The sequence below is a fragment of the Halomonas sp. MMSF_3323 genome (genome assembly GCF_030733595.1).
In the GTDB taxonomy this organism is placed as follows: Bacteria; Pseudomonadota; Gammaproteobacteria; order Pseudomonadales; family Halomonadaceae; genus Halomonas; species Halomonas litopenaei.
Map to the genome: position 1 here is coordinate 1 of NZ_JASHIT010000014.1, position 26,514 is coordinate 26,514.

The window sequence follows — 26,514 nt, forward strand, 5'->3', positions numbered from 1 at the left end:
CGCTCGGCATCGAACTGCGTCAGTCGAGCGTGAGCAAAGGGGAGATTGTCGCGATAGAGCTGGATGCGCGATTCGAATAGCTTGCGACAACGCTCGTAGAGCGCCAGATCCAGCGGGTTGAGTTTGCGGAACTCCTGTTCATCCTCCGGCGCGATGTCATGCAATTCGCCCACCTGCGGCTTCCCCCGGTTGTCCTCACGCTGGGCGATATCGATGCCAAAGCGAGCATTGATCAACTCCAGGCTCTCCGAGTAACGTTCGGTCAAGCCGACCATCCCGATCGCTTCGACATCGACCCCCTTGAAGATGCTCGACTGGCGATCAAGCATCAGAGGAATCTTCATGAAGTCGCGGAAGCTGCCCTTGTACTGATGAATCCGCTGAAAGTGCGAATACTCGGAAGCCGCCCGCTGCAACGGTTCGCGAACAAAGGTCACCGCGCGATCGACGCCACACAGCGGGACATACTTGGCCGCGGTGACGTGTCCTGCCAGCATCATCGCCTGGTTGTCCAGGCTCCTGCGATACAGGCGCCAAGGATCGGGGGACTCGCCATACATGCACTCGCGTGTCAGGACGCTGGTCTGAGATGCATCCTGGCCGTAGTCATAGACGATCTTGTCGAAGCCAAAGGCGCGCTCAGCACCGTGACGAAAACTGGTTCCCGCCGTCTTGGGTATATGTACGAAAAACAAGGGTTTCATGGTGGAGTCTCCTGACAAAAGCGCCGCAGGAATCAGTCCTGCGGCGCGGCGTGGCAAAAGGGATAGGGGAAGACGACACGGGATCCGGTGGCGGAGCCACCTCCACACTCCAGACGCGTCACGATGTGCCGACAACAAGATCACTCCCCCCCACCAGCACTGAAGCATTGGCATGGAGAGAAACGGTCACATGATCGCCTTCTTTCAAAGGCGCCGGATGCAGCCAGCGAAACCCGCAATAACCATCCACGGATTTGCCGGAACGTCGTAGATCGGGTCGATAGAACCCCACCCTTGCACGCCCCGCGTGAACACCATTGACGAAGATGTTCACTGCCAGACCACTGGCCTTGCCGTTGCGGTCCGTCACCCAACCACAGACTGCGTTGGCGTCAAAATGATCGATGGCTCCCACCAAAGGGCGATCTAGCACGGTGTGCTCTGCCAGACGCTGTTTCAGCGCCGACATCTCCCGAGCCAGGCGGGCAAGCTTGCCGGCCTGGAACTCATGAGCAACGTCGTTGATGTCGTAACGTCCGAAATATGCCTCGCCCTTGTCGAAGTTGGCGCCTCGCGTAGCACTCCCCCTCAATCGCTTGCGCGAGAACTCCTCACGCGACTTCACCGCGTAATGGTGAACCCGAAGCGGTCCCTGATGGATCGACCGCGTACGCCCACCACGTGGGTCCGACTCACCACTGCCGTCCGGCGAGCCAACGAAGTCCTCGATCACGTCCCCTGTGGCATCGACATATTTCCAGGCCGATACCAGGGTAGAGGAATGACAATAGGGCGCCTTGACATGGTCGACGCGTACCAGGCTCTTGGTGTGACAATCTGCGCTCGCGCCTGGTGCAGTGCCACAACGGGTGAAACGTTGCAGTACCGGTTCAGATCCCGCCTCTTCAAGCCCCGAGGAGCCGAAGCATTTCCAGTTCACACTGACGCTTCCCACATCACCCGACGCCACCAGCCTTTCCAACTCGCGACATTCCTCACCGTGACGCTGGCTTTCGTGCACAAGAAACTCATCGGCATCGAGAAACATGACGTAGTCATGCTTTCCCAGAGCCAGCCCAAGGATGCGACGATAGGCCAACTGCTGCGACCTGCGCTCAAGCACCGGCTGGTACAGCAGGCTGACCTCTCCCAGATCTGCCAGCGCTTCGAGCAAAGAGCGGGTGCCGTCGTCGGAACCGTTGTCGGCCAGAATGACATGCCCAAACCCTGCCAGCCGATGCCAAGCTACCCACTCGACAAGGTAATCCACCTCATTGCGGACGATACCGGCAACACAGAACTTCGCCATCTCTAGCCCACCCTGACCGGAGAGTTGCCAAGATCGACAACGTCGTTCACCACTCTGGCTCTGACACTGGCGTCCTCGCTCAAGCTTTCACCGGCAGGAAGGGTGAAGGTGAAGCCACATGGCTCGTTCGCGGGAGCACCGCCACCGGGGCTCGGTTCGTTCGCCACCACCACACCCACGGACCGATCATCAACAAAAACTTCTACCTCAGCATGCTGTTTCTTGTGTACATAGCGCGCCCAACCGCTGACACGTCGTGAATCACATGAAAGAAGCTTTCCCTGTGACTTGGTGATCCGGGTTGCCTCTATATAGTCTTCTGGTTCAGGATCGATAAAGGCCAGTGCCGTCTGGTGCTCCTCCTGCGAGGGAGAAATTCCGCAAAAGGACTCGAGAGTGGAAAGAAAGGCTTCAGGATAAGCACTGGCCTTTTCGTAGGAGACGAGCATGGCACGCGGAGACTTCTGCCTGACAAAGCGAAGCGTCTTTCTATATTGTGACAGCGCTCTGTCCATGCCCTCGGTAATTTCGGCCAACATGGAAATAGAATTCCGCTGCGCTATTGAAAGAATATCCTTGTAGATAAACACATACCTGGCATTCGGCAATAGAGCGTCGACTTCATCCAGATGGTCGATGATGGAAGGTCGCTTCCAGCCCCAGCGGGTGTAGCTGGTCTGGTACTCCTTCACAATCAAAGCGGTCTGAGCCATGTCCTGCTTTTCGAAAGCCTCGGAAAGTCTGACGTCTTCGTACACAGGGTGTGAGGCACGGTCGCCCATGAAGACGCCAAGCTTGGCCAACACGCCAGCGACCATCGAGGTCCCGCCTCGCGCGGTTCCAATGACGATGATAGGAGATGGTATCTTGTCATCCTGGTCCCCTATGACCACGACTCCCTTGTTGATCAAGGCATCATTCTTGGGCATGTCCCCTCCTGGGATACGTAGTTTCTCCGAATACGACGACCCATCAAGAAAGCCATCAACGACCTCCGATGGAGAAGTCTTCTCGGCTTCTTGTGAGGCAAGGGCTGTAGCTGGGGTCGTGTTCGATTATTTTTCCCCAGGCCTTCTGCATGTAATCTATCTCGGTGTTGAATCTGGCAACTTTTTCTGGGTTATCTTCTGCTCCACGACTGATGGATTCGTGGTGATACAATTCAGCGTATGGGGTCCAGATATTACGATACCCGGCATCGAGCACCTTCAGGCAGAAATCAACGTCATTGAAAGCGACCTTGAGGTCCTGTTCGTTCAGGCCTCCGACTTCCTCATACACCGACTTTCTCACGAGCAGACACGCCGCTGTCACGGCAGATACAGACTGGACCACCTTCAAACGGTTGAAATAACCGCCAGACGCTCGAGGAAAGTGCTTGTGAGAGTGCCCTGCAACTCCGCCAAGCCCCACGATGACGCCTGCGTGCTGAATGGTGTCATTCCCATAGTATAGTTTTGCGCCGACACAGCCGACATCCTCGCGACAGGCATGAGAAACCATCTCCCCGAGCCAGTCTCCATTGATCACTTCAACATCATTATTTACCAAACCAATGATGCTTCCCTTGGCATGCTCTGCACCAAAATTATTGATAGCTGAGTAGTTGAAGGGGTGGTCGTACCTGAGAACGCTTACCCTGGAATCTTGAGCCTGAATTTTCTCAAAAAATTCATGCGTCTCGGGCTCGACACTGCCATTATCAAGGAGAATAATCTCGTAATCTGTATAACTTGACTTCTCCAGGATACTGCGCACTGCCAGCTCTGTGACGTCCTTCTTGTCTCTCGTAGGAATCAACATGCTCACCAACGGTGCCGGCTCAGGAATAGGCCAACGCACACGATAGGTATTTCCCACAATCCCCTGCTCTACGATCGCACGCCCATCTGCTATTCCTTCAATATGGTCTTTCAGCGCCTTTACACCAGCAGAGGTCGTGTAATCCTTGCCCTCTTCAGCCAGTGCTGTCGAACCCTCGATAGCACGCCAGTGATAGAGAACTCTGGGAACGTGGGCGATTGCATCAGCGGTCAGGTGTGGTATGCAACGTAACACCAGATCATAGTCTTGCGATCCCTCTACCCCGACTCGAAACCCCCCAATTTTCTCGATCAACGAGCGTCGATATACGCCCAGATGAGAAACATAGTTTTGCGAATAGAGAAGGTCGATGTTCCAGTCTGGCTTGAAGTGAGGCTCGCAGCGCATGCCCTGAATATCGATCTTGTCTTCATCACTGTAGATCAACTGGGCATCGGGATTCTTTTCCAGCTCTTTTGCAATAAAGTACAACGCATCTTTGGCCAATTCATCATCGTGATCGAGCAATGCCAGATAGTCACCAGTGGCCATCGACAGGGCATCATTAGTTGTCTTGGAAATATGCCCATTATCCGGACGAAAATGTATTTTTACGCGTTTATCCTTGCTGGCATAGTGCCTGAGGACTTTTTCGACATGTGGTGATGGAGAGGCATCATCCACAAGGCAAAGCTCCCAGTGGGGATAAGACTGTGCGATGACCGAGTCGATGCAAGCTTTCAGAAGCGTTTCATCGGTATTGTAAACCGGCACCAGCACCGAAATTAACGCAGGACTCTCAAGGCCCTCAAGATAGCTGCGGATGGTTTCAGAGCTCGGCAGGCCATTGACTTCTACCTCATCTATCCATTTCTGGTAGGAGAGTTCGGCCTCGTTGACGATAAAGGTTTCCGCGTACTCTTCGAGAAGACGGGTCTCGCGTGCGGCGTCGTCCTCGGCATCCGCAAACTCGGCTTTCTTTGCCGTCCCGTCGCCTTCATTCGTTTCCGAAACAGACCTACCCACTCCCGCAAGAACCTCGGCCTTTTTCAAGTCCATGTACTCAGGAGCAGTCTCGACAAGACGCCCGGCAATCGCATCCCAGGCCTCTTCGGCATCGACATTGTCGATGCATAGTCGCTCCAGCCGGAAGCTTCCTTCCCGCTCCCATGGGTCAAAGCGTATGTTGACAATACTTCGCTCAAGCTGAATCACCCTTGTCGCCAGTTTCCCTGACTGGAAGGGTATGGGATAGGCGTGGGTTTCACTGAAGCCCTCTCCATGATCGATATATAGCTTGGCGACCTGGTGCTGATATTCGCCACTGAGAACGAATTCGATACGACACCAACCAGGCTCGATGACTCGACCTCGGCGATGACGAACGACGAAGGCCGGATCGGTACCGTGGGAACGCCAATGGAACTCCCCTTCCAGGCGGCGCTCGAGCTGCTGGGCAGCGGCAAGCGTAAATTCACAGCCTTCGCAGCACTTCAGATATCCATCCAGCCCCGACCAGGGGTGCGGGATCTGTGGCGTCTCGATCTTTTTCAGCACCGGATCCTCCAACCGGAACTCTCCAGGTCGAGTCATCGGGTCCAGCCGCAATGCCTGGGTTCCCATCGGCAAGTAAATGACCAGGCTCTGGTGGCCGCTCTTTTCCACATGACGGGCCCACACGATATCTGCCTGGAAACCATCGCCATAATCAATATAGAGACACTGATCCACTGCCTGAGTCGCCGAAAAGTCGTATTCGAGACTGAACCATCCACCTTGGCGAAGCACAGCGGGATTGATCGGGGTGAGCAGGAACTGTGGATCTCCACCGCGAGATACCCAGACCACCTTGTTATTGCGGGTCATCAGCTCCAGTTCATGGATCGGCAGCAAGTCCATGCGGGAGCATTTTTTGATGTACTTGTGATACAACCCACCGAGATCTCGCAGCGGTTTGGTCGCTCGCCAACTGAAGGAAGTCTGCATTCGCCTCAGGCGTGCCGACAACGCCAGTGTAGCCAAGTGTGGTGATTGCGAAGAGGGAGGGCCACTTCTTGGTTCATGTTCTACCACGTCTACTTCCTCAGGCAATTACTAGTAGCCAGGAGCCTCGACAAAAGACATCCCTCGAGCATCCTTATCGGAAACTCGTGGCTCAATGTTATCCAATGGCCAGTCGATTGACAGGATAGTATCTGCCCAGTGCACCGACATTTCGTCTGAAGGCGCGTAATAGTCAGTACACTTGTATACAAACTCGGCATCATCACTGGTAACGTAGAAACCATGTGCAAAACCAGGTGGTACCCAGAGCATCTGCCGGTTGTCTTCGTTCAAGAAAACGCCTACCCACTTACCATAGGTGGCACTGGACGTTCGCATATCAACGGCTACGTCGAATACCTCTCCCCTGACTACTCTCACCAGCTTTCCCTGGGGATGCTTCAGCTGATAATGCAGTCCCCTGAGTATCGATCGACTCGACCTACTATGGTTGTCCTGAACAAACTTGCGTTCACCACAGACTTCATCAAATGTTTCCTGGCGAAAGGTTTCCATAAAGAAACCTCTTTCGTCACCGAACACTTTTGGCGTAAATAGCACGACATCAGGAATAGCCAGCCTTTCAACTTTCATGCACGTCACCTCCACCATCAGGTAGCCTTGTCACTGACCAACAGCCTTCGCGGCCAGAAGCTGTAGCAGGTATTCCCCGTACCCTGTTTTGGAAAGGCTGTTTGCCTGTGAAAGCAGGAACTCGTCACTGATCCAGCCTTGAGTCCAGGCAATCTCTTCCAGACAGGCTATCTTCAGCCCCTGTCGATGTTCGACTGTCTGCACGTACTGCGCTGCCTCAAGTAAACTGTCATGAGTACCTGTATCCAACCAGGCAAAGCCTCTCCCCAAACGCTCTACGTGAAGTTCACCACGGTGTAGATATTCATTGTTGATCGAGGTTATCTCCAACTCTCCCCGATCCGATGGCTTGACGCTCCGCGCGATGTCCACCACGGAGTTGTCATAAAAGTACAAGCCCGTCACCGCATAGGATGACTTTGGTTTTTTGGGCTTTTCCTCAATAGAGACCGCACGCCCTTTCTCATCAAACTCGACAACACCAAAGCGTTCCGGATCTTTGACAAAATAGCCGAACACTGTGGCACCTCGAGCCTGGTCGGAGGCTCTCAGAAGTTGCTCGGAAAAGTGTTGTCCGTGGAAGATATTATCGCCAAGGACGAGACAGACAGGAGAATCACCAATAAACTTCTCGCCGATAATAAAAGCCTGGGCCAGTCCCTCTGGCTTTGGCTGCTCTGCGTAGGACAAGGAAACACCAAATTGGTCACCGGTACCGAGCAACTGACGGTAGACTGGTAGATCATCCGGTGTAGATATCACCAGTATTTCTCTTATTCCTGCCAACATTAGCACCGAGAGAGGATAGTAGATCATCGGCTTGTCGTAGACAGGAAGAAGCTGTTTTGAGACCCCATGGGTAATGGGGTGAAGTCTCGTACCGGAGCCTCCGGCAAGGATGATTCCCTTCCGATTCATGGCGGTAACCTCTAGTTTTCGGACAACGCCTTGCGGCGGCAGGCCTACCTTAGGTAGTCCTTCATGGTGAGAGACAACTGTCCCCTCCAGTCAGGGAGCGAGATGTCGAAGGCGTTCTCAAGACGAGAGACCGACAGCCGGGAGTTGGGTGGACGCTTTGCTGGTGTGGGATAGTCCTTCGTCGCCAGACGAGACAGCTGGTCGTCGCAGAGCATGAGAGGAAGGCCGTGCAGACGGGCGAGACGAAAAATCTCTCGGGCAAAGTCATACCAGGACACGAAGCCCCGTGGTGCCAGATGGTAGAGCCCGGTCAGTTCGGGACGAGAGCGGTAGACTTGCCACGCATGCAAGGTCACGTCAGCAATCAGGCGTGCGGGCGTAGGGGCCCCCACCTGATCGTCGACAATTGCCAGGGACGCCCGCTCCCGCCCCAGACGCAGCATGGTCTTCATGAAGTTGTTGCCCCTGGCGCTATAGACCCAACTTGTCCGGAAGATTTGTGCCGCGCATCTGCTCTCAAGCACCGCCTCGTCGCCTGCAAGCTTGGACTGGCCGTAGCAAGATAAGGGGTCGGTTGGACTATCTTCCGTCCAGGGCCGAATGCCATCGCCTGGATAGACGTAGTCGCTGGAATAGTGCGTCAACAGTGCCCCGTGATCGGCACAATAGCGTGCGAGACAGCCAGGCAGCTCTGCATTGAGTCGAAAGGCAGTCGCTGTATCGGTCTCTGCCTGGTCCACCGCGGTGTAGGCAGCAGCATTGATCACCCACTGGGGGCGATAGTGGTCCAGACAGCGTTTCACCGCATCAAGGTCGGTCAGATCCAGGGTCCTGCGGTCAGGCGCATGAAGATCCAGATGAATGGCTAGCGCCTTGTGAAGCTCATGACCCACCTGGCCCGAGGCACCAAGCAAGAGCCCACTCATGACAACACCCCCAGGCGCTCGGCCCGGTAGCTACCATCCTGCACCGCCTTCCACCACGACTCGTTGGCCAGATACCAGGACACTGTCTTGCGAAGGCCAGACTCGAAAGTCTCTCGTGGCTCCCAGGCCAATGTGTGCTGAATGTAGGATGCATCGATGGCATAGCGCCGGTCGTGACCAGGCCTGTCGGTGACGTAGGTGATCAGATCACGATATTCGCCCTTGTCCGGAGCCATTTCCGTCAACAGGTCACAGATGGTGTGTACCACTTCGAGGTTTGTTTTCTCGTTATGGCCACCAATGTTGTAGGTCTCTCCAACCTTTCCCTCGCTGGCAACCAGCACAAGGGCGCGCGCATGGTCCTCGACATAGAGCCAGTCTCGTACCTGTCCACCATCACCGTAGACAGGAAGAGCCTCTCCATGCAGCGCATTGAGGATCATCAGAGGAATCAGTTTTTCAGGAAAGTGAAACGGACCATAGTTGTTTGAACAATTGGTCACCAGGCAAGGCAAGCCATAGGTGCGCGTCCACGCCCGCACCAGGTGATCCGATCCCGCCTTGCTGGCCGAGTAGGGCGAACTAGGCGCGTAGGGAGTCTGTTCGGTGAACAGGCTGCCATCATTCTCGAGGTCTCCGTAGACTTCGTCGGTGGAGATGTGGTGAAACCGAAAGCCATCGGCCTTGTCGCTGTCCTGTTGCCTGATTCCTTCCCAGTACCCGCGTACCGCCTCGAGCAATACCAGAGTGCCCACCACATTGGTCTGAATAAAGGCGCGAGGCCCGTCGATGGAGCGATCAACGTGGCTTTCTGCGGCCAGATGCATCACCACATCGGGGCGGTACTTGTCCAGAATTCTGCTCATTGCCGCGCCATCACAGATGTCCGCTCTCTCGAAGATATAGCGAGGATCGGAGGCGACAGACGCTACGGATGCCAGATTGCCGGCATAGGTCAGCTTGTCCACATTGACGACACGATGAGGGGTGTGGGTAATCAACTCCCTCACCACGGCCGAGCCGATAAAACCGGCACCACCGGTCACGAGAAACGTCTTGATCATGAAAGAACCCCGAGAGGACTGGAAATTCTGCCCGCCCCGCCAGGGAGGACGCTAGAAATGGCATACGGGCGGGAAGGAAGAGAGGATGACAGGAAGCGTGAGCCCTGAGCTCTTCAACATGAAGGGCTTCATTGTGGCAGCCGTCCGACGACAGCTATCGGTAGTTGCATCAGGAAGAGCGTCAGTCTCTGTGATCCTGAACGATCAGCCACAGCATGCTGGCGATGAAGGCAAGGAACAGAGTGACGATCACAAAGATGGTCAGGTTGTAGAGGCGCTCTGGACGCGTGGCGTACTCGGGCAGTAGAGGGCTCTGCAAAATACTGATCTGCTTAAGCTTGCGAGCAGCCTCGATGCGCGTGCCCTCCAATGCACCGAGAGCGCTGGCATAGGTCTCCTGGGCAAAGCGAGCCCGCAGTTCAAGGCGCTGATACTCGGAGGACAGACGGTTGAGGGAGTCTCCTGTGGCCTTTGCCAGTCGCTCACGCTCCTGATCGATCTGACGACGCAACGCAGTGATTTCGCTCTCGACTCTCACCATGTCCGATGAACGCTGGCTGGAAAAGCTGGCCAAGGCGCTACGCCGGGCTTCCAGTCTTGCCAGCTCACCTTCCAGACTGGCCACCACCTGGTTGAGGCTGTCCACGGTCGAGGTAGGAGACACCAGACCATGCTCGTTCTGATAGTCCAGGAGATCCGTGCGTGTCTGATCCAACCGATCGGACAGGCGCTCTACCTGAAGCTCGAGGAACCGTACCTGATCCTGAGCCAGGCGCTGCCCCATGGCATTCATGTGCGCTTCACCTTCCGCCAGCAAAAGCGAGGTCAGTTGCTGGGCAAACTCGGGAGAGAAGCCCTGGACCTCCAGCTTCAGGACCCCTGCGTAGTCATCGAGCGTTACCTCTACGCGACTCAGGTAATACTCGTGAAGGTCTTCGATGGGAGCCTCGGCGTCCCACAGACGAGCAGGAAAGTCACCGTTCTCACTGTAATGAGACCTCAGGTCGAGCCGTTCATCAGCCTTCTTGAGCATATCCACAGAAAGCAGGTACTCCCGCAAAAGCAACATATCGCTATCGACGCTGGCACCGGAAAGCAGGCTCGAGAAGTCGAAGGTTGGGGCAGCGATCTGTGGGCTTTCCAGTACCACGACGGCCTCGGATACGTACCGATCCTCGGCCCAGACTAGCCAGTAGAAGGACATGGCCAATATCGACAGGCAGGCAAATGCCCAATGGGGCTGCCGAGCAATCCATCGCAACATTATCTTGGCTTCCTTGCTGGAGCGACGTCGCGGGGCATCCGGACGCCTCTGAATGCGAGCACCACCGTCGGGATCTAGTCCTCAGTGAGCGACGCCTTGCCATCGCCTGGTGGCTACCGTTCTTTCTTCTCGGACCCCTTCCCCGAATCCTTCCCCGAACCCTTCCCCGAATCGTCCTTGCTGCTCGCGGGTGCGGCCCGCTTTTTCGTCTGTACCGCGCGACGAACCTCATGCAAGCGCTGCTTCGCCAGATGAAGGCGAGCGATGAGCTCCTGACGGACCCTGGGGTCGACCAGTTCGTCTGCGTTCTCACGCCCCATCTCCAGAGCATCGAGGCGCTTCTGGATACGCTCCAGCTGCTGTCTGCGCTTGCCCAGCAATGCCTTGAGCGTATCCAGGGACATTGTGTCGATGCCCGGTGTCGGCGCAGGTGACGGATACCGGGGTGCTTGCGGCTCGCCATCGTGGCGCGGCCCATTGCCGGGGCCGCCGGTGGCCTTGGCCTTGCTGTCACTGTCCTGGTGATAGCTGCGAATGGCGTCTCTGATATCGTCAAACCAGAACGCCTCGCCATGCTTCAGATAGATGCCTGCCTGGCACAGTTCGCGCAGTATGCCTTCGCTGTGGGAGACCATGACCAGGCTTGCGCGATTGACCCTGTCCTTGAAGGCACGGGTCGCCTTGGCCTTGAATACCCGATCGCCCACCGAGGTCGCCTCGTCAGACAGATAGACATCGAAATCAAACGCCAGCGACAGACCAAAATTGAGTCGCGCACGCATCCCGGAGGAGTAAGTACGAATCGGGTCATCGAAGGCCGGCCCGAGCTCTGCAAATTCCTGCACCTTGTCGATGATGGCTCCGACGTCACGACCACCACCATGGACACGGGCAACAAACTTGACGTTCTGACGGCCACTCAAGGCCCCCTGAAAACCTCCGGCCAGTCCCATCGGCCAGGAGACCCGAGCATCGCGCCGGATAGAGCCCCTTTCAGCCGTATCCATGCCGGCAATCAATCGCAGCAGGGTCGACTTTCCCGCGCCATTTCTCCCCAACACTCCAACGCTTACGCCGTGGGGGATGGTCAGGTTGATATCCTTCAACACCCAGTCCCTGACCTTGTGATGGTGATAGCGCTTGTAGAGGTGTTCTATCTGGATCATTGCGCCATCAGCCGATGTCGAAACCGAAGGTGTAGCATCAATCCTAGTGACAGCAGTGCCAGCGTCACCATCCAGTAATAGGGGGCACTGGTACCAGGGACCTGCCAATACCCTTCAAAAAAACCGCCACGTAGTCGCTCCAGACCATGAACAATCGGGTTGAGCAACAGGTACTCACGCATCCAGTGGGGCATGTGATGGATCGGGAAAATGACACCGGATAGGATCAACAATGGCATGATCATCATCCGTAGCACGATCGCCACCTCGGCGATGAGGGTGGCAAGCACGGAGACAATTAGCCCAAGCGCCAGGCCCAGCAGCCAGAGCGAGAGCCACCACGCCAGTGCCAACAGGGCGTCGTCAGGTGCCAGCGCCTCGACCTTGAGCAACATGCCGCCGAAGATGAACAAGAGAAATATCAGTGATCGCAGAAGCCCCTCCAGGGCGTTGCGCACCAACACCGGGTCCACGGGCCTGACCTGCCGATAGGCGAACAGCGCCTGGTTGGCCTTGATGGCTCCCAGCCCTCTAATCATCCCTTCGCGAACCAGAAAAAATCCCATGAGTCCGACCACCATCCACGGGATGAAAGGGGCTCCCACGATAAGGGCGTCTCCGCGGATGAGACTGCGGATGGCCACCATGATCAGTGTGAAGAACACAGGTTCCGCGACCATCCAGAACCAGCCCAGGCGATCCGACATGGTGCGCGCAATGGCCTCTCGCAGGAACATGGCGTACCAGACGCTACGCGTCACCACCCAGGGGTGGCGTTGCACGGAGTTGCCAATCATCGACATGCTGCCCCCCTCTAGAGATCGATCGCCACCTTGGTGGCCACGGCAATCTGATAAAGGATCTGGGTCAGGCTGGTTGCCAACTGAAGATTCTTGGTGGGGACAGCCGGCATCACCAGAATCTCGTCTCCTGCACGCAGGGTGATATCGTCGGCACTCCGCACCGCGCCGTTCTGGCGAACCACCAATATGTTGTCCTCATCGCCACGCTGGGTAAGACCACCTGCGGCATCAAGATAGTGGTCGAGACCAGAACCCGGCTGATAGACCACCGCCTGTGGCACGACCACCTCTCCGCTGATGAGCACCGAATCCATCGCCTCCGGCAACGTAATGACGTCACCGTCCTGCAACCGAATGTCGGCAACCCCTTGATCACTGGCGACCACCAGTCGACCGCTGGGTTCTAGCTGTCGCGCCCGCGCCACAAACATCTGAATCAGCTCGGCCTCGCGAATCCTGATTCTGGCCTCCTCATCGGTGGATGACGATGTTCCCAGATAGGTCGTCTCCAGGCGGCGGAGACTATCCTCGAGCGCCTCTTTCTGCTGCCGTGCTACGCTTTCTCGGCGAATCGACACATTGTGGCTGGCCGACATGTCGGACAGGATGGCGACGGCGTCCAGCAACTCTCCGAGCCGGGCATCTCGCGGCAGGGCAAACCTCGACGGGCCCAGAAAACTCCCCTCGAGAGCAACCACGATGGTGCCTTCCTGATGATCTGCATTGAAGATCACCTCATCACCAGGCTGGACCTGGCGCGCGAGAAATTCGTCGAGCGTCAGGTAGGTGGCAACCGGGCCTGTTGCACGCTCTCCGCGCAGCAATACGTGAGACACACCACTCTTCAGGCGGGCCAGGCTTACCAGATCGCTGCCACTCAACTGGCCAGACTGTAGTTCGTATCGGTAGGCGCGTTCCACATCACCGGTCACCGCGATGGAGGGGCCTCGTTCACCCACCACGATAGTATCGCCGTCGCGCAACTGAGGCCGAGCGATCCTGCCATCCAGCAAAAAGTCGTAGAGATCGAAGCTGGCCAGGCGTTGCCCCTGACGCGTCAGGCTGATGCTGCGATAGCTGCCAAGGGCGTTGTCGATCCCCCCGGCCTGATCGAGAAAGTACAGAATCGAATCCGAGGGGGTGCCCGCGTAACGTCCAGGGCTGTGCACATAGCCGGTGACATAGACACCGACGGGCTGAACGCCTTGCAGGTTGGTGTACACCTGCACGTTCTCGGGATAGATGCTCTGGATCGCTTCTCGAACCCGAGCATCCAACTGGCCATGACTCATTCCCTGCACGGCGAGGGGGCCGATCGACGGGAGAAAGATATTGCCCTGGGCATCCACGGGCACCACTCGATCGAATTCCACCGCCCCCCATGCTCTCAGGGTGACCTGATCGCCAGGTTTGATGCGATAGTCACGGTTGAGCCCATCTGCCATGGTGCCTCGAAACCCACCGGTAAAGAGGTTGGCGCCAAAGGGAGGAAGCAGTTCCACATCGATCGGTGACGGTATCGAGGGCGGACCATAGCGATCGTTGTTCCAGTTGGCGCGAGGCGAGTCATTGATCGTCCCCTCATCCGTCTGCTCCCGAGCCTTAGGCAAGATATCGTCCGGCAGGGCAATACCCTGCGCAGCGACCGAGTTCGCCATCGACCCGCTCAGCATCAGCAACAACACCGGCAACGACAGCCTTCTTGCCAGACGCAGCACCGCCCTGCCGAGCCGTTCGTCCATGATTGTCATCACCAGGTCTCCGCTCCGTTGTACAGCGCCGTTACCAGGCGACTGGTAAACCAGGCGCCTTCTCCCGACTTGCAGGCGACGGCCGCCAGTCGATCCCCGTTGCTCCGGCGAGTCACTGTCAAGTGACGACATATGCGCCTGCTGGCGGAGAAGTAGGGGGAGTCAGCCACCACCTCCACATTCGCTCCCCAGGGGCTACTCGATAGTGTGGTGGCACTCCCGGCGGGGGTTTGGGCAAGAAACTGCGACAAGTCACCGGAGGCAGGGATGCCGGAAGGCTCGCTCATGATCCCCTGGGCACTGTTCGGCTGGGTAAGCGGCCGCTGAACACAGCCAGTGATCAGCACCGTAGCAAGAAGAAGCGTGACCGTGGCACCCCGGCGAAAGACGCTTTTCCTCGAAAGACCCGAGGCCCTTTCAGGCGCCCTTCCATCGGCTGAAATCGACCTTAAAAACGTGCAATATCGAAGCATAATCATAGCGAAATTCCCGACGCCGCCATACGATAAACGACGAATAACTGTTACAGATGTTTTAGCAATTTCGCAATAATATCTTGCTCGCTCATTATCTCGGTATTGACGGAAACCTCTGGCTTAACAGGCGCCTCATAAGGACTATTGATGCCAGTGAAATCCAGAATTTTGCCTTCCCTCGCCTTCTGATACAGTCCCTTAGGGTCTCTCTCTTCACAGACATCCAGAGGCGTATCGACAAACACCTCGACAAAGTCATCGCTAAGAAACAGCGCCCTGGCCGCCTCTCTATCTGCTCGAAACGGCGAAATAAATGCGGTAATAACGATCACCCCAGCCTCTGCGAAAAGCCGAGCAACCTCACCGACTCGCCGAATATTCTCCGCCCTGTCCTGCTCCCCCATGCCAAGGTCCTTGCATAGCCCATGCCGGACATTGTCGCCATCCAGCAGCATGGTGTGATACCCGCGTCGATTGAGCTCCACCTCCAGAGCATTGGCGAGGGTCGACTTGCCGGAGCCCGATAAGCCGGTAAACCAGACGCAGCAGCCACGGTGGCCATTGATCCTCTCTCGCATGGTCTGGGTTACTGTGGTGCGGTTCCACACCACGCTGGCCTTGCTGTCGTGTTTGCGGAATTCGTAGGGCAGCTCCGCATCCGACGGACTGTGGATCATCCCGGCACCGACGGTAAGATTGGTCAATCGATCGATCAGGATGAAGCAGCCCGTGCCAGGGTGCGTACGATAGTCGTCGACAGGTATCGCAGTGGTGAGCTCGACACGGCAACGCGCGATAGCATTGAGATCCAGCTGCTCCCCGTGCCGTTGCTCCAGGGTGTTGACGTCCACCAGGTAGTCGATGGCGACAACCTTTCCCGCAAGGTCCCGAGTGGCCAGCTTGATGTCATACAATTTTCCGGGTTCCAACGGGGACTCGTGCATCCACACAATATCGGCCTCGAATTCCGACCGAAGCGGCACCTGATCATCGACCCCGACGATCCAGTCTCCGCGCGATGCATCGATCTCGTCGCACAAGGTGATGGTCACCGCTTGTCCGGGAAACGCCGCATCGAGATCACCATCCATGGTAACGATGCGCTTCACCTGACTGGTAGTACCGCTCGGCAACACCTTGACCGCCAGTCCGGGAGTCAAGACACCGGAGCTGAGGGTGCCCGCGTATCCCCGGAAATCCAGATTGGGCCGGTTGACGAACTGAACCGGCAAGCGCACATCTCGCAGATTCTGGTCGTGCCTGATCTCGACCTCTTCCAGCAGCGTGAGCAGGCTGGGACCGTCGTACCAAGGCATCTCGCTGCTGGGCTCGACCACGTTATCGCCTTTCAGCGCAGACAGCGGGACAAAATGTATATCCCGGGCCTCGAGTCGATCCATGACGTGCCGATACTCGTCGACGATCTGCAGATAACGATCTTCGTCATACGCCACGAGATCCATCTTGTTGACCGCTACCACAAGGTGCTCTATGCCCAGCAGGTCGCAGATGAAGCTATGACGACGCGTCTGGGTCTGCACACCGTGTCGAGCATCAATCAGGATGATCGCAAGACTGGCCGTGGAAGCGCCGGTCGCCATGTTGCGGGTGTACTGCTCATGCCCCGGCGTGTCGGCAATGATGAACTTGCGTCTCTCGGTGGAGAAGAATCGATAGGCCACATCGATGGTGATTCCCTGCTCACGCTCTGATTGCAGGCCATCCACCAGCAGCGCGAGATCCACCTCGTCACCGGTGGTGCCGCTGGTGCGAGACGCCTGGGTGATGGCGGCCAGCTGATCCTCGTAGATCATCTTGGAATCATGCAGCAGGCGCCCGATCAGAGTGGACTTGCCATCATCGACACTGCCACAGGTAATAAAGCGCAGCAGGTCCTTGTTCTCGTGTTCCTTCAGGTAGCGTTCGATGTCGCTGGCGATCAGCTCGGATTGATGGGACATGACGAATTCCTGGTAGAGGCGCAAGCCACAGCACCCGGACAAGGATGCCGAGGAGACTAGGGCTGAACCGGAGTGCAATCTGGAGATTGGAAGAGCGGAGCGTGGAGGAATGCGGCGAGCCACGTAGTCGCGGTCTTTGCCGTCTGGTGGAACGATGGGTGTCGCCACCTTCAGGGGAACACCCCCCTCCGGCAATTCGCGAGTTCAGTACAAGACGGCAGGAGAACAGCTGTTCCGGCTAGTCTAGAAATAACCCTCGCGCTTCTTCTTTTCCATCGACCCCGCCTGATCATGATCGATGGCTCGACCGCTGCGCTCGCTGGTCCGCGTCAGCAGCATTTCCTGGATGATTTCGGGGAGAGTCGCGGCTCGAGATTCCACCGCACCGGTCAGGGGATAACAGCCGAGGGTACGGAATCTTACCCAGCGCTCCTGGGGCGTCTCGCCCTTCCGCAGCGGTAGTCGGTCGTCGTCGACCATGATCGTCATGCCATCCCGCTCCACCACTGGCCGCGGTGCGGCGTAGTACAACGGCACAATGGGGATTCCCTCGAGATAGATGTATTGCCAGATATCCAGTTCCGTCCAGTTGGAGAGAGGAAAGACGCGAATCGACTCCCCCTTGTTCACCTTGGCGTTATACAGGCTCCACAACTCGGGACGCTGGCTCTTCGGCTCCCACCGATGATGCCTGTCACGGAAGGAGAAGATGCGCTCCTTGGCACGACTCGCCTCCTCATCCCTGCGGGCACCCCCAAAGGCTGCATCGAATCCGTGGTGGTCAAGTGCCTGCTTGAGAGCGGCGGTCTTCATCACGTCGGTATACTTGGCGCTACCGTGATCAAAGGGATTGATATCGGCCGCGACACCCTCCTGATTGATATGCTCGATCAGCTCCATGCCGGACTGCTTCGCCATGAGATCGCGAAAGGCGATCATCTCGCGGAACTTCCAGGTGGTGTTCACGTGCATCAACGGAAAGGGGGGCGTGCCGGGAAAGAATGCCTTGCGCGCCAGATGCAGCATTACCGATGAATCTTTGCCGATCGAGTACATCATGACCGGAGAACGGAACTCGGCTGCGACTTCTCTGATGATATGGATCGATTCGGCCTCCAGCTGTCGGAGGTGTGTCTGGCGATCGGGTAGTAGTTCCATGACGGATCGAAGTCCTCGGAAAGGGAAACACTCGCCGGCTGAATGCGTGGACTCGGCCGACTCGACCCGCGTGGCGTAGCCGCAGCCGTTGGCCCGATTCGCCCACAGTAGCACCAAGGCTCCAGGCACCGGAGAGTGGGCGCGGCATGTGATCCGCGAGTTGGTGCAGGAGAGGGGCACTGGACCTGATGGCGATGAAGCACGCTACCGCCCCGGGATGTCACGGACGCCTTCCCATGCCCTGCTTCAACGAATTTTGCCCTCGACCGTGGTAGCAAACAGACGAGTAACATTGATAACGGTTCATTAACACTTGATCACAATCATCGATACTAATGTTTTTGTACTTCTCCATCCAGACACGGGCGAGGTTATTGGCGGGCAATAAACGGTTACTGCATAGAGAGTAATCCGCCTCCCTTTAACTATGCTGCAATACAAAAAAACATCTAAAAGGCCATAATCCACACACGCCAAAAAAATCAGCAAAAAACCAAAAAAATCAAAGGCATAATAAAAAAAACAAGGACCAGAAAAAGCATGCTCATTGCAATAATGTCGTTACGGCACACTTAAAAGCTTCGTACCTAGTTCTTCGGTACAATAATTAAAGCAAGTATTGGATAATTTAGGTTAGGCGTGAGTCACGACCGGCATAGAACTTTAATAATTAACTGCGACGGTATTGTTTTTCATTAAAACTTCACCATCTTGGCGAAGAACATTTCTTGATCGTCAGAAGTGCCAGCATCCAACAAATGTAATCTTCTAACGCCCCGCCTCGGCGCCAAGGCCATGAGGGGGCACCCGGAGGGCCGCTTTTATGAGGGAGTCGCCATTGAGCAGGGCAACTAACTGTGCCGAACTTTAGCTCCCAGGCCGCTCCAGGCGCGCGCTTCCTCCAGTCTGATCCTTCTCAAGGAGGCCCTCCTGGCCCCCAATCGACGTTCCGCCGTCACCGGGCACGTGGTGACGGGCGCCCTGCAGGGCGCGGAGGAACACAAGAATCAGGAGGCAGAGAGGGACAGAGGGAGGGACAGAGGGACAGAGGGACAGAGGGACAGAGGGACAGAGGGACAGAGGGACAGAGAAAGGTAGAGGCAGAGAAAGGTAGAAAGTAGATAGCGTGGGGCCGGTCATGGGAGAGACCACCACGGGACACCGCGCCCCCGGCATCTCTCGTCGAGAGGAGGCCGGGACGCAGAGTGCCTGCTGGCCTGGGGTAACAAGCATGGCGGGGCAACCACTCAGGCTCTGCGCCGCCAGGGGGCAGAGCCTGGGCTTGAACGGGAAGGTTGAAGTGGAGGGTTGAAGCGGGGGCCTGAAAGACCCGGCCCCCGGCCCACTAACAGGGCATCAAGCGGGGGTTGGCGCGGCAACCCGCTCGGGGTGACTGGCCGGCGCTGAGGCAGAGCTGGCAGCCTCACTCAGGGTAAATCCTGCCACCATCCGCCCCAGTCGGTCGGCCTGTTCCAGCAGGTGCTCGGTGGCAGCAGAAGACTCTTCGACCAGACTCGCGTTCTGCTGCGACATGCGGTCCAGCTCCGCCACCGCGATATTGACCTGTGCGATACCTTCGCTCTGCTCTTCCGCCGCCACGCTGATCTCGTCCAGGCTCAACGTGACGCGCCCGACCTGTTGAACGATCTCGCCCATGGTCTCGCCCGCCCGGCGCACCAGCTCGGTACCGCTGGCCACGCGCTCGCCGGAGGTCTCGATCAAGCTACGAATTTCACGGGAAGCCTCGGCGGATCGGGTGGCCAGTTGGCGTACCTCACTAGCCACCACGGCGAAGCCACGGCCATGCTCCCCGGCCCGGGCCGCCTCCACCGAAGCATTGAGCGCCAGCAGGTTGGTCTGGAAGGCGATACCATCCATCACCTTGACGATGGCGCCGATCTGCACAGAGGACTCGGTGATCGACTCCATGGTGTCCACCACCTGGTCCACCACCTCACCGCCTCGCTCGGCGACGTCGGTGGCCTCCCCCGACTGCCGCCTGGCATCGCGCGAGGCCGCCGCCGTATGCGCCACGGTGCTGGTGATCTCCTCGATCGATGCCGAGGTCTGCTGCAGGCTCGATGCGGTCGTTTCGCTGCGCCGCGACAGGTCCTGCCCTCCCAGTGCGATCTCGCCGGCGGCAACCCGCACCGACTCGCTGCTGTCCCGGATGGTGATCATCACCGCCTCCATGCGCGACACGAAGCGATTGAACGCACTCGCGATCTGGGCCACCTCATCCTTGCCGTCCTCCGGCAGGCGGCGGGTCAGGTCTCCGTTGCCACTGGCGACGTCGGCCATGGCATCCCGCGCAATCGACAGTCGCTTGAGCGCGAGGGTCAACAGCACGCTCAGCAGCAGCAGTGCCACCAGGCCGACGATCACCAGAGTCCAGAGCGCTGCCTGTGTCACCTGCTGAAGGCTGGCACCGGCCTCCCGGCTGTCCAGGGCAATCACCAGTCGCCAGTCGGTACCGCTGATGGGCGTGGCGAGAAGCTCGCGCTGCCGTCCGCCGATGTCTACGGTGACAGGGCGTGCCTGGTCACCCAGCTGCGTCAGGAAATCCGGCGTCAGGCGCGCAGACAGCTCGGTCGCCGGCGCCAGGCTCAGCGTGGCATCAGGATGCGCCACCAGGGCTCCCTCACCATCGACGAGGAAGGCAAAACTGCTCGGCGTCGGCGCGATGTCGGCCACCACATCGATCACACCGTCGATGGTGATATCGCCACCCGCCACCGCCTCGAGCCTGCCCTCATTAAAGAAGGGCGTGGCGAAGGTCACCACCAGCCCCCCCGTGTTGGCATCCTTGTAGGGAGGGGTCACCACGGTCGCTTCAGCCTCAACGGCCTGCTGATACCAGGGGCGCTGACGCGGATCATAGTCTGCGGGGGCATCCCAGCCGTCGGAGAAGATCGCATCTCCGCTCGCGGCCTCGGCCAGATAGGTGGTGAGAAAGCCGCCACCGGCCTGCAACTGCAGCAGCGCCGCCAGGGGATCGGCATCGGACACTGCCGGCGCCAGTGCCTCGAGCTGGCGTGCGTGGCTCGACACCCACTCATCGATGGCCACCCGATTGCCTTCGGCGACCGAGGCCAGCTGCTGCGCATCCTGGCGCTCCTGATGGTGATGCAGAATGCTGAGGTTGACCGCTCCATTGATGGCCAGGGCCACCACTATGACGGCCACGGTGGTCAGCAGGAGCCGAAATCTCAAGGAATGAATCATGTCGCTCTCTGTCAAGGGTTACGCCTTGCGGCTGCAAGGTCGACACAAGCGACTATCGGCCATCGAGAATGCCTCTTTAGCCCAAGTTTGACGATTACCCACTTTCGCCTCCCGAATGGCTCCCGAATGGCTCCCGAATGGCTCCCGAATGGCTCCCGAATGGCTCCCGAACGGCTCCCGAGCGACTCATCGACGATAGGGAAACGGGCCGCGCCCGTCAGGCGCTGACACCCTGCGTCAATCGTCTGGCCTGCCGACGCTCGCGCCAGGCCTGCAGCCCCCGCCACCACGAGCGTTGCGTTCTTACCGTCATCTCGCCGATGCTGGTGTCGTCGTCTTCGTCGGACAGCTGCATGTGCGCGCTGGATTGCCCCAGCGCCAGGGCGGTGCCGGTCAGACGTTCGGCTTCCTCCCGTGAGCGCTCGACCATCTGGGCGTTGCGCTGGGTAACAGCATCGATCTCGGCCATCGCCCGATGAATCTGATCGAGGCCCTGATGCTGTTCTCCGGCGGCCTGCTCCAGTTCTGCGATTCGGCCCCCCAACTGCCCGACTGCCGCCGCTATCCCCTGGATCGACAGATCGGCGGCGCGGGACTGCCTCGCGCCATCGGCCACGCTCTTGCTGGAAGCACCGGTCAGGCTGCGAATCTCGCCGGCCGCTTCGGCGCTGCGCGCCGCCAGGCCGCGCACCTCCGCCGCCACCACCGCGAAGCCTCTGCCGTGCTCGCCAGCACGGGCAGCCTCCACCGAGGCATTGAGGGCCAGCAGGTTGGTCTGAAAGGCAATATCATCGATCAACTTGACCATCGCCTGCACCTGGTCGGCATGGCGCTGGATCTCGTCCATGGCCGCCGCCACCGCGGCAACGCCCTCACTGCCCTTGCTGGCACGCTTGCCCACATCGCCCGCCAGGCGGTTGGCGTCCCCCAGATGCTGCACCGTCTGGGCCACCGTCGCCGTCAATTGCTCGAGGCTGGCGACCGTCTGCTCCAGGGCCGACGCCTGGCGCTGGGTGCGGGTGGCCAGTTCGCGACCATCATCGAGCATGCGTTCGGCATTGTGACGCAGGTCATCGCTGGTCTCGCGAATCCCGCGAATGTTCTTCACCAACGCCCGTCGCAGTGACTCCACGCCCCGATACAGCTGGCCCACTTCGCTGCTGCCCATATCGGGCAGGCGACGCTCGAGTCGGCCCTGGGCCATCGCCTCGAAGTGTTCCAGCAGCTGCTTCAACGGGAGCAGCAGGTAGCGTCGAACCGTCAGAGCCATTGCCATGGCCAGCACCAGAGCCAGGGTGAGCGCCGCCGCCAGGGCGAGGTTCATGCTGTCTGCCAGATGCCTGAAGCCGGCAGCCAGTCCCTCTTCCTGCTCCAGCGCCAGGGTGGAAAAGGCCTCCACGCTATCGACAAAGGCCTGGCTCATGCTGGTCAGTCGAGCCTGGCCCGAATCATAGGCGCCAAGATCTCCCTCCTTGAGCAACATCAGCTGCAGTTCCAGGCCGGTGGATACCAGCGAGCGGAAGTGGCGCTCGAGCGTCGCCTTGTTGTCTGCCTGGACCTCGCCGACATCGATCGCCATGAAGGCCTCGAAGGCCTCCCTGGCCTCGCTCAGCAGCGTCTCGGCAGAAGCGATCACCGGACCCGGTCGATCGAAAGACGGCACCCGCGTCAGCCTGGCCGCCCGATCCATCTCGACGCGTGAACGAAAGACCCTGGTCTGGGCAAGATTAAGCAGACGGAACTGACCGACGTGCTCGTCGCGCATTACATCGAAAGCCTCTCGTCCTTGCTGGTTGGCGTAAAGGCCCAGCCCACCCAGTCCGACCATCAATATCAGAAAGAGAGACAACGCCAGCAGCCCGCTGGCACGTATGGAGAGCGTTCGAAAAGACGTCATGGAGCGAATATCCCTGGTTGCCCCGCTTCTCGGGCGAGCGGGTGCCGAAGGAATATCAGCAAAACATTACATAAAGATGTCGGCAGCCGATGGGGGGATCTCCGAGGCGGTAGCCGAGGGGGTAGCCGAGCGCGGCACCTACACCTGCATGTTCATCACATCCCTGTAGGCCGATACCAGGCGATTGCGCACCTGCTGGCCCATCTGAAAGGCCACGCTGGCCTTCTGCATGTCGACCATGACGTCGTTGAGTTCGACCCCCGGCACCCCGGCCTGGAAGGCCTTGGCCTGCGAATCGGCGGTGGCCTTGAGCTCGTTGATGCGCTGGATCGACGACTTCAAGGCGTCGGCGAAGCCGGCGTCGGCCTGGGCCGCCTCGGTGTTGCCCCCCAGTGTCGGGGACGACACCTGGCTGGCCTCGCGGGCCATGGTGGTCATCTGGGCAAGGGCCGATTGCATCGCGGGAGTCGACATGACGGGTCCTGTGTCTCGTTGGCCGGTGACGGAGGCGCATCGCCTCCACGACAGCAAGCCTAACAAGAGCGAGCGCACCGTCATCGAAGCAAATGGCCGTCAAAACATGGGCTATTTCGATCATTGGCTGGCCACAGCCCCGGGATAATGGGCATCAACACAGAACCGGGCACCGCCCGCGGCCACCCGACCCACGGACCACCGGTCATGCCAATGAACAGCCCCCATTTGCCGTCCCCCGACGGGAGTCGTCCATGAGCTCAGCGGCCTCCGCCTCAAGCTCCGGCCCCCTGTCCGGGCTAACGTCCCGCTTACGCGGCAAACCCCTGATTCCCTTGATGATCGGGGGCGCCGCCGCGATTGCTCTGATCATCGCCCTGGTGATGTGGGCCTCGCGCCCACAGTACCGAGTCCTGTTCAGCAATCTCAGCGAAGCCGACGGCGGCGCCATCATCACCGAACTCGATAGCCGCGGGGTGCCTTATCGCTTTTCCGCCGGCGGCCACGCCTTGATGGTGCCGGACGACCAGCTGCACACCCTCCGCCTGCAGCTTGCCGAACAGGGCCTGCCCCACGGCGGCAACGTCGGCCTCGAACTGATGCAGGATCAGGCCTTCGGTATCAGTCAGTTCGCCGAGCAGATCAACTACCAGCGCGGCCTGGAAGGCGAGCTGGCCAGATCCATCGCCTCGTTGGGCCCGGTGGCCAACGCCCGTGTCCATCTGGCCCTGGCCAAGGACTCGGTGTTCGTACGCGAGCGTCAGCCGGCCAAGGCTTCGGTGGTGCTGACACTCGAGCCTGGCCGACGTGTCGGCGAGGGTCAGGTGGCCGCCATGGTCCACCTGGTCTCTTCCAGCGTGCCCGACCTGGCCGGTGAAGACGTCACCGTGATCGACCAGAACGGGCGCCTGCTGTCATCGGCCGACGCGGGTGGGCTGGGGCTGGACGGCTCGCAGCTGGATTACGTCGCCGAAATCGAGCGTTCCTACCAGCGGCGTATCGAGGACATCCTGGCGCCGCTGGTCGGCCATGCCAACGTGCGTGCCCAGGTCACCGCCCAGATCGACTTCTCCCAGCGTGAAGAAACCCAGGAGCGCTACACCCCGAACCAGCCGCCCGCACAGGCCGCAGTCCGCAGCCGCCAGACCAGCCTGGACATCAATGGCCAGGGTGACCTGGCCAGCGGCATTCCCGGTGCCCTGAGCAACACCGCGCCAGGTACCGCCGCGTCACCCATCGACAACGGTGATGCCGCGCAGCAGGACAACGACGAGGCCGCCGCCGATACCGCCGAACAGGAAGAGGCGTCACCGCAACGCCTGCGGCGCGATGACGTCACCAACTACGAGCTGGATCGACAGGTATCACATGTGCAGTACCAGAAGGGAGGCATCGAACGCCTGTCCGCCGCGGTGGTGGTGAACTACCAGGACGGCGTCGATGAGCAAGGCGAAGCCACTCTCACCCCCCTGTCAGCGGAACAACTCGCCGAGATCGAGGCACTGGTGCGCCAGGCCATGGGCTTCTCGGAAAGCCGCGGCGACGCCCTGTCGGTGGTCAACAGCGCTTTCGCCCAGGCACCCGAGGTCGCAGCCCCCACCTGGTGGCAGGACCCGATGGTCCATCAACTGGCCAAGGAACTCGGTCGCTATCTGCTGATCATCCTGGCCGTCGCTCTGCTCTATCTGCTCGTGCTGCGTCCGCTGATCCGTCGTTATACCGAGGCTCCGGTGGCCCCGGCCCCCATGCCCAGCGCCTTCTCGGCACGGGTCGGCGACGACGAGAGCGACGACGAAGAGGCGTCCGAGGGTGACAGCGAGACGACCGACGGTGAGGACGCCACCTACGGCCGCGACAACCGCCGCCGGCGCAAGGCCAGCGCCTACGAACAGAACCTCAACGACCTGCGCGAGCTGGCCCAGGAAGATCCCCGCATGGTCGCCATGATCGTACGCAGCTGGATGAACGCCAATGACTAACATCGAAGCCTCGAGCGGCATCCGCCGCAGCGCCGTACTGCTGCTGGCCCTGGACGAGGACAGCGCGGCGGAAGTGTTCAAGTTTCTCAATGCCAAGGAAATCCAGCAGCTATCGAGGGAGATGACCCAGCTCGGGCAGATCTCCCACGAAGAGATGCGTCGCGTGCTGCACGACTTCCACACCGAGACCGAGGAGTTCATCGGTCTCAACATGAACTCCAGCGAGCACATCCGCTCGGTGCTGACCAAGGCGCTCGGCACCGAACGGGCCTCCAGCCTGATCGAGGACGTCCTCGAAACTGCCGGCACCAGCAGCGGCATCGACGCCCTCAACCTGATGGAGCCGTCCATGGTGGCGGAGCTGATCCGTGACGAGCATCCACAGATCATCGCCACCGTGCTTGTGCACCTCGAGCGCCACCAGGCGGCCGACGTGCTCGAGCTGTTCGACGACAAGCAGCGCAACGATGTGGTGCTGCGCATCGCCACCTTCAGCGGCGTCCAGCCGGCGGCACTGCAGGAACTCACCGAAGTGCTCACCAGCATGCTCGACGGCCAGAACCTCAAACGCAGCAAGATGGGTGGTGTACGTACCGCGGCGGAGATCCTCAACCTGATGAACACCACCCAGGAAGAGGCCGCCATCGACACCGTGCGCGCCCACAGCGAGGACCTGGCTCAGAAGATCATCGACGAGATGTTCCTGTTCGAGAACATCGGCGACCTGGACGACCGCAGCATCCAGCTGTTGCTCAAGGAGATCGAGACCAACAGCCTGGTCATCGCGCTCAAGGGAGCCCCGGAAACGCTCAAGGCCAAGTTCCTGGTCAACATGTCCCAGCGCGCCGCCGACCTGCTGCAGGAAGACATGGACGCCAGAGGGCCCATTCGTATCTCCCAGGTGGAGACCGAGCAGAAGGCCATCCTGCAGGTGGTGCGTCGCCTGGCCGACAACGGCGAAATCGTGCTCAGCGGAGGCGACGAAGCCTATGTCTAGGA

At 59.1% G+C, this 26,514-nt stretch carries 20 protein-coding genes; 2 read left to right on the forward strand and 18 right to left on the reverse strand.

The annotated features are described in order from the left end of the window. From RBB39_RS08935 to fliE, 18 genes are all read right to left on the reverse strand, one after another. Window positions 1–704, reverse strand: a 704-nt coding sequence (locus RBB39_RS08935) for a sulfotransferase family 2 domain-containing protein (protein WP_306169035.1), incomplete at its 3' end; no start/stop codon positions are given. Between the two features lie 118 nt (window positions 705–822). Continuing rightward, on the reverse strand, window positions 823–2,013 hold the full coding sequence (locus RBB39_RS08940; RefSeq protein WP_045992419.1) for a glycosyltransferase family 2 protein: 1,191 nt from the start codon (window positions 2,011–2,013) through the stop codon (window positions 823–825). Between the two features lie 2 nt (window positions 2,014–2,015). Beyond that, window positions 2,016–2,942, reverse strand: coding sequence for a sulfotransferase (locus RBB39_RS08945; protein WP_045992420.1), 927 nt, complete (start codon window positions 2,940–2,942; stop codon window positions 2,016–2,018). Between the two features lie 55 nt (window positions 2,943–2,997). Beyond that, window positions 2,998–5,802 carry a glycosyltransferase family 2 protein gene (locus tag RBB39_RS08950; protein ID WP_253028495.1) on the reverse strand — a complete coding sequence of 935 codons (2,805 nt, stop codon included), beginning with the start codon at window positions 5,800–5,802 and terminating at the stop codon, window positions 2,998–3,000. A 108-nt stretch (window positions 5,803–5,910) separates the two neighbouring features. Next, window positions 5,911–6,453 carry a dTDP-4-dehydrorhamnose 3,5-epimerase gene (gene rfbC, locus RBB39_RS08955; protein ID WP_045992448.1) on the reverse strand — a complete coding sequence of 181 codons (543 nt, stop codon included), beginning with the start codon at window positions 6,451–6,453 and terminating at the stop codon, window positions 5,911–5,913. A 30-nt stretch (window positions 6,454–6,483) separates the two neighbouring features. After that, a complete protein-coding gene (gene rfbA, locus RBB39_RS08960; protein ID WP_045992422.1) occupies window positions 6,484–7,371 on the reverse strand; it encodes a glucose-1-phosphate thymidylyltransferase RfbA in 888 nt (295 codons plus the stop codon). A 44-nt stretch (window positions 7,372–7,415) separates the two neighbouring features. Continuing rightward, complete coding sequence (gene rfbD, locus RBB39_RS08965; protein WP_045992423.1) at window positions 7,416–8,297, reverse strand: dTDP-4-dehydrorhamnose reductase; 882 nt, start codon at window positions 8,295–8,297, stop codon at window positions 7,416–7,418. Beyond that, entirely contained in the window at window positions 8,294–9,361 is a 1,068-nt protein-coding gene (gene rfbB, locus RBB39_RS08970) for a dTDP-glucose 4,6-dehydratase (protein WP_045992424.1), read from the reverse strand. Before rfbB ends, rfbD begins: the two co-directional genes overlap by 4 nt. 181 nt (window positions 9,362–9,542) lie before the next feature. Beyond that, window positions 9,543–10,625, reverse strand: coding sequence for a chain-length determining protein (locus tag RBB39_RS08975; RefSeq protein WP_045992425.1), 1,083 nt, complete (start codon window positions 10,623–10,625; stop codon window positions 9,543–9,545). Window positions 10,626–10,738: 113 nt separating this feature from the next. After that, a complete protein-coding gene (locus tag RBB39_RS08980) occupies window positions 10,739–11,791 on the reverse strand; it encodes an ABC transporter ATP-binding protein (RefSeq protein ID WP_083970363.1) in 1,053 nt (350 codons plus the stop codon). Continuing rightward, the gene (locus tag RBB39_RS08985) at window positions 11,788–12,594 is read right to left on the reverse strand and encodes an ABC transporter permease (protein WP_045992426.1); all 807 of its coding nucleotides are present in this window, start codon (window positions 12,592–12,594) and stop codon (window positions 11,788–11,790) included. Before RBB39_RS08985 ends, RBB39_RS08980 begins: the two co-directional genes overlap by 4 nt. An 11-nt stretch (window positions 12,595–12,605) precedes the next feature. Next, window positions 12,606–14,336 carry a polysaccharide biosynthesis/export family protein gene (locus RBB39_RS08990; protein ID WP_371931867.1) on the reverse strand — a complete coding sequence of 577 codons (1,731 nt, stop codon included), beginning with the start codon at window positions 14,334–14,336 and terminating at the stop codon, window positions 12,606–12,608. Between the two features lie 8 nt (window positions 14,337–14,344). Next, window positions 14,345–14,824, reverse strand: a complete 480-nt coding sequence (locus RBB39_RS22765; protein ID WP_052704327.1) for a DVU3141 family protein — start codon at window positions 14,822–14,824, stop codon at window positions 14,345–14,347. A gap of 44 nt (window positions 14,825–14,868) precedes the next feature. Beyond that, window positions 14,869–16,782: a sulfate adenylyltransferase subunit CysN gene (cysN, locus tag RBB39_RS08995; protein ID WP_045992428.1), complete on the reverse strand. Its 1,914-nt coding sequence runs from the start codon at window positions 16,780–16,782 to the stop codon at window positions 14,869–14,871. A 243-nt stretch (window positions 16,783–17,025) separates the two neighbouring features. Beyond that, window positions 17,026–17,940 (reverse strand): sulfate adenylyltransferase subunit CysD, encoded by a 915-nt coding sequence (cysD, locus tag RBB39_RS09000; RefSeq protein ID WP_045992429.1) that lies wholly within the window; start codon window positions 17,938–17,940, stop codon window positions 17,026–17,028. Between the two features lie 1,356 nt (window positions 17,941–19,296). After that, window positions 19,297–21,165, reverse strand: a complete 1,869-nt coding sequence (locus RBB39_RS09005) for a methyl-accepting chemotaxis protein (protein ID WP_045992430.1) — start codon at window positions 21,163–21,165, stop codon at window positions 19,297–19,299. 217 nt (window positions 21,166–21,382) lie between these two features. After that, complete coding sequence (locus tag RBB39_RS09010; RefSeq protein ID WP_045992431.1) at window positions 21,383–23,062, reverse strand: methyl-accepting chemotaxis protein; 1,680 nt, start codon at window positions 23,060–23,062, stop codon at window positions 21,383–21,385. A gap of 138 nt (window positions 23,063–23,200) precedes the next feature. Continuing rightward, a complete protein-coding gene (gene fliE / locus RBB39_RS09015; protein WP_045992432.1) occupies window positions 23,201–23,536 on the reverse strand; it encodes a flagellar hook-basal body complex protein FliE in 336 nt (111 codons plus the stop codon). A 254-nt stretch (window positions 23,537–23,790) separates the two neighbouring features. On the opposite strand from fliE, the gene fliF reads away from it, so the two are divergent. Together fliF and fliG are read left to right on the forward strand one after the other, a co-directional pair. Then, window positions 23,791–25,515: a flagellar basal-body MS-ring/collar protein FliF gene (fliF, locus tag RBB39_RS09020; RefSeq protein WP_045992433.1), complete on the forward strand. Its 1,725-nt coding sequence runs from the start codon at window positions 23,791–23,793 to the stop codon at window positions 25,513–25,515. Next, window positions 25,508–26,512 carry a flagellar motor switch protein FliG gene (gene fliG, locus RBB39_RS09025; RefSeq protein ID WP_045992434.1) on the forward strand — a complete coding sequence of 335 codons (1,005 nt, stop codon included), beginning with the start codon at window positions 25,508–25,510 and terminating at the stop codon, window positions 26,510–26,512. The genes fliF and fliG overlap by 8 nt, the downstream gene beginning before the upstream one ends. The last annotated feature ends 2 nt before the right edge of the window (window positions 26,513–26,514 follow it).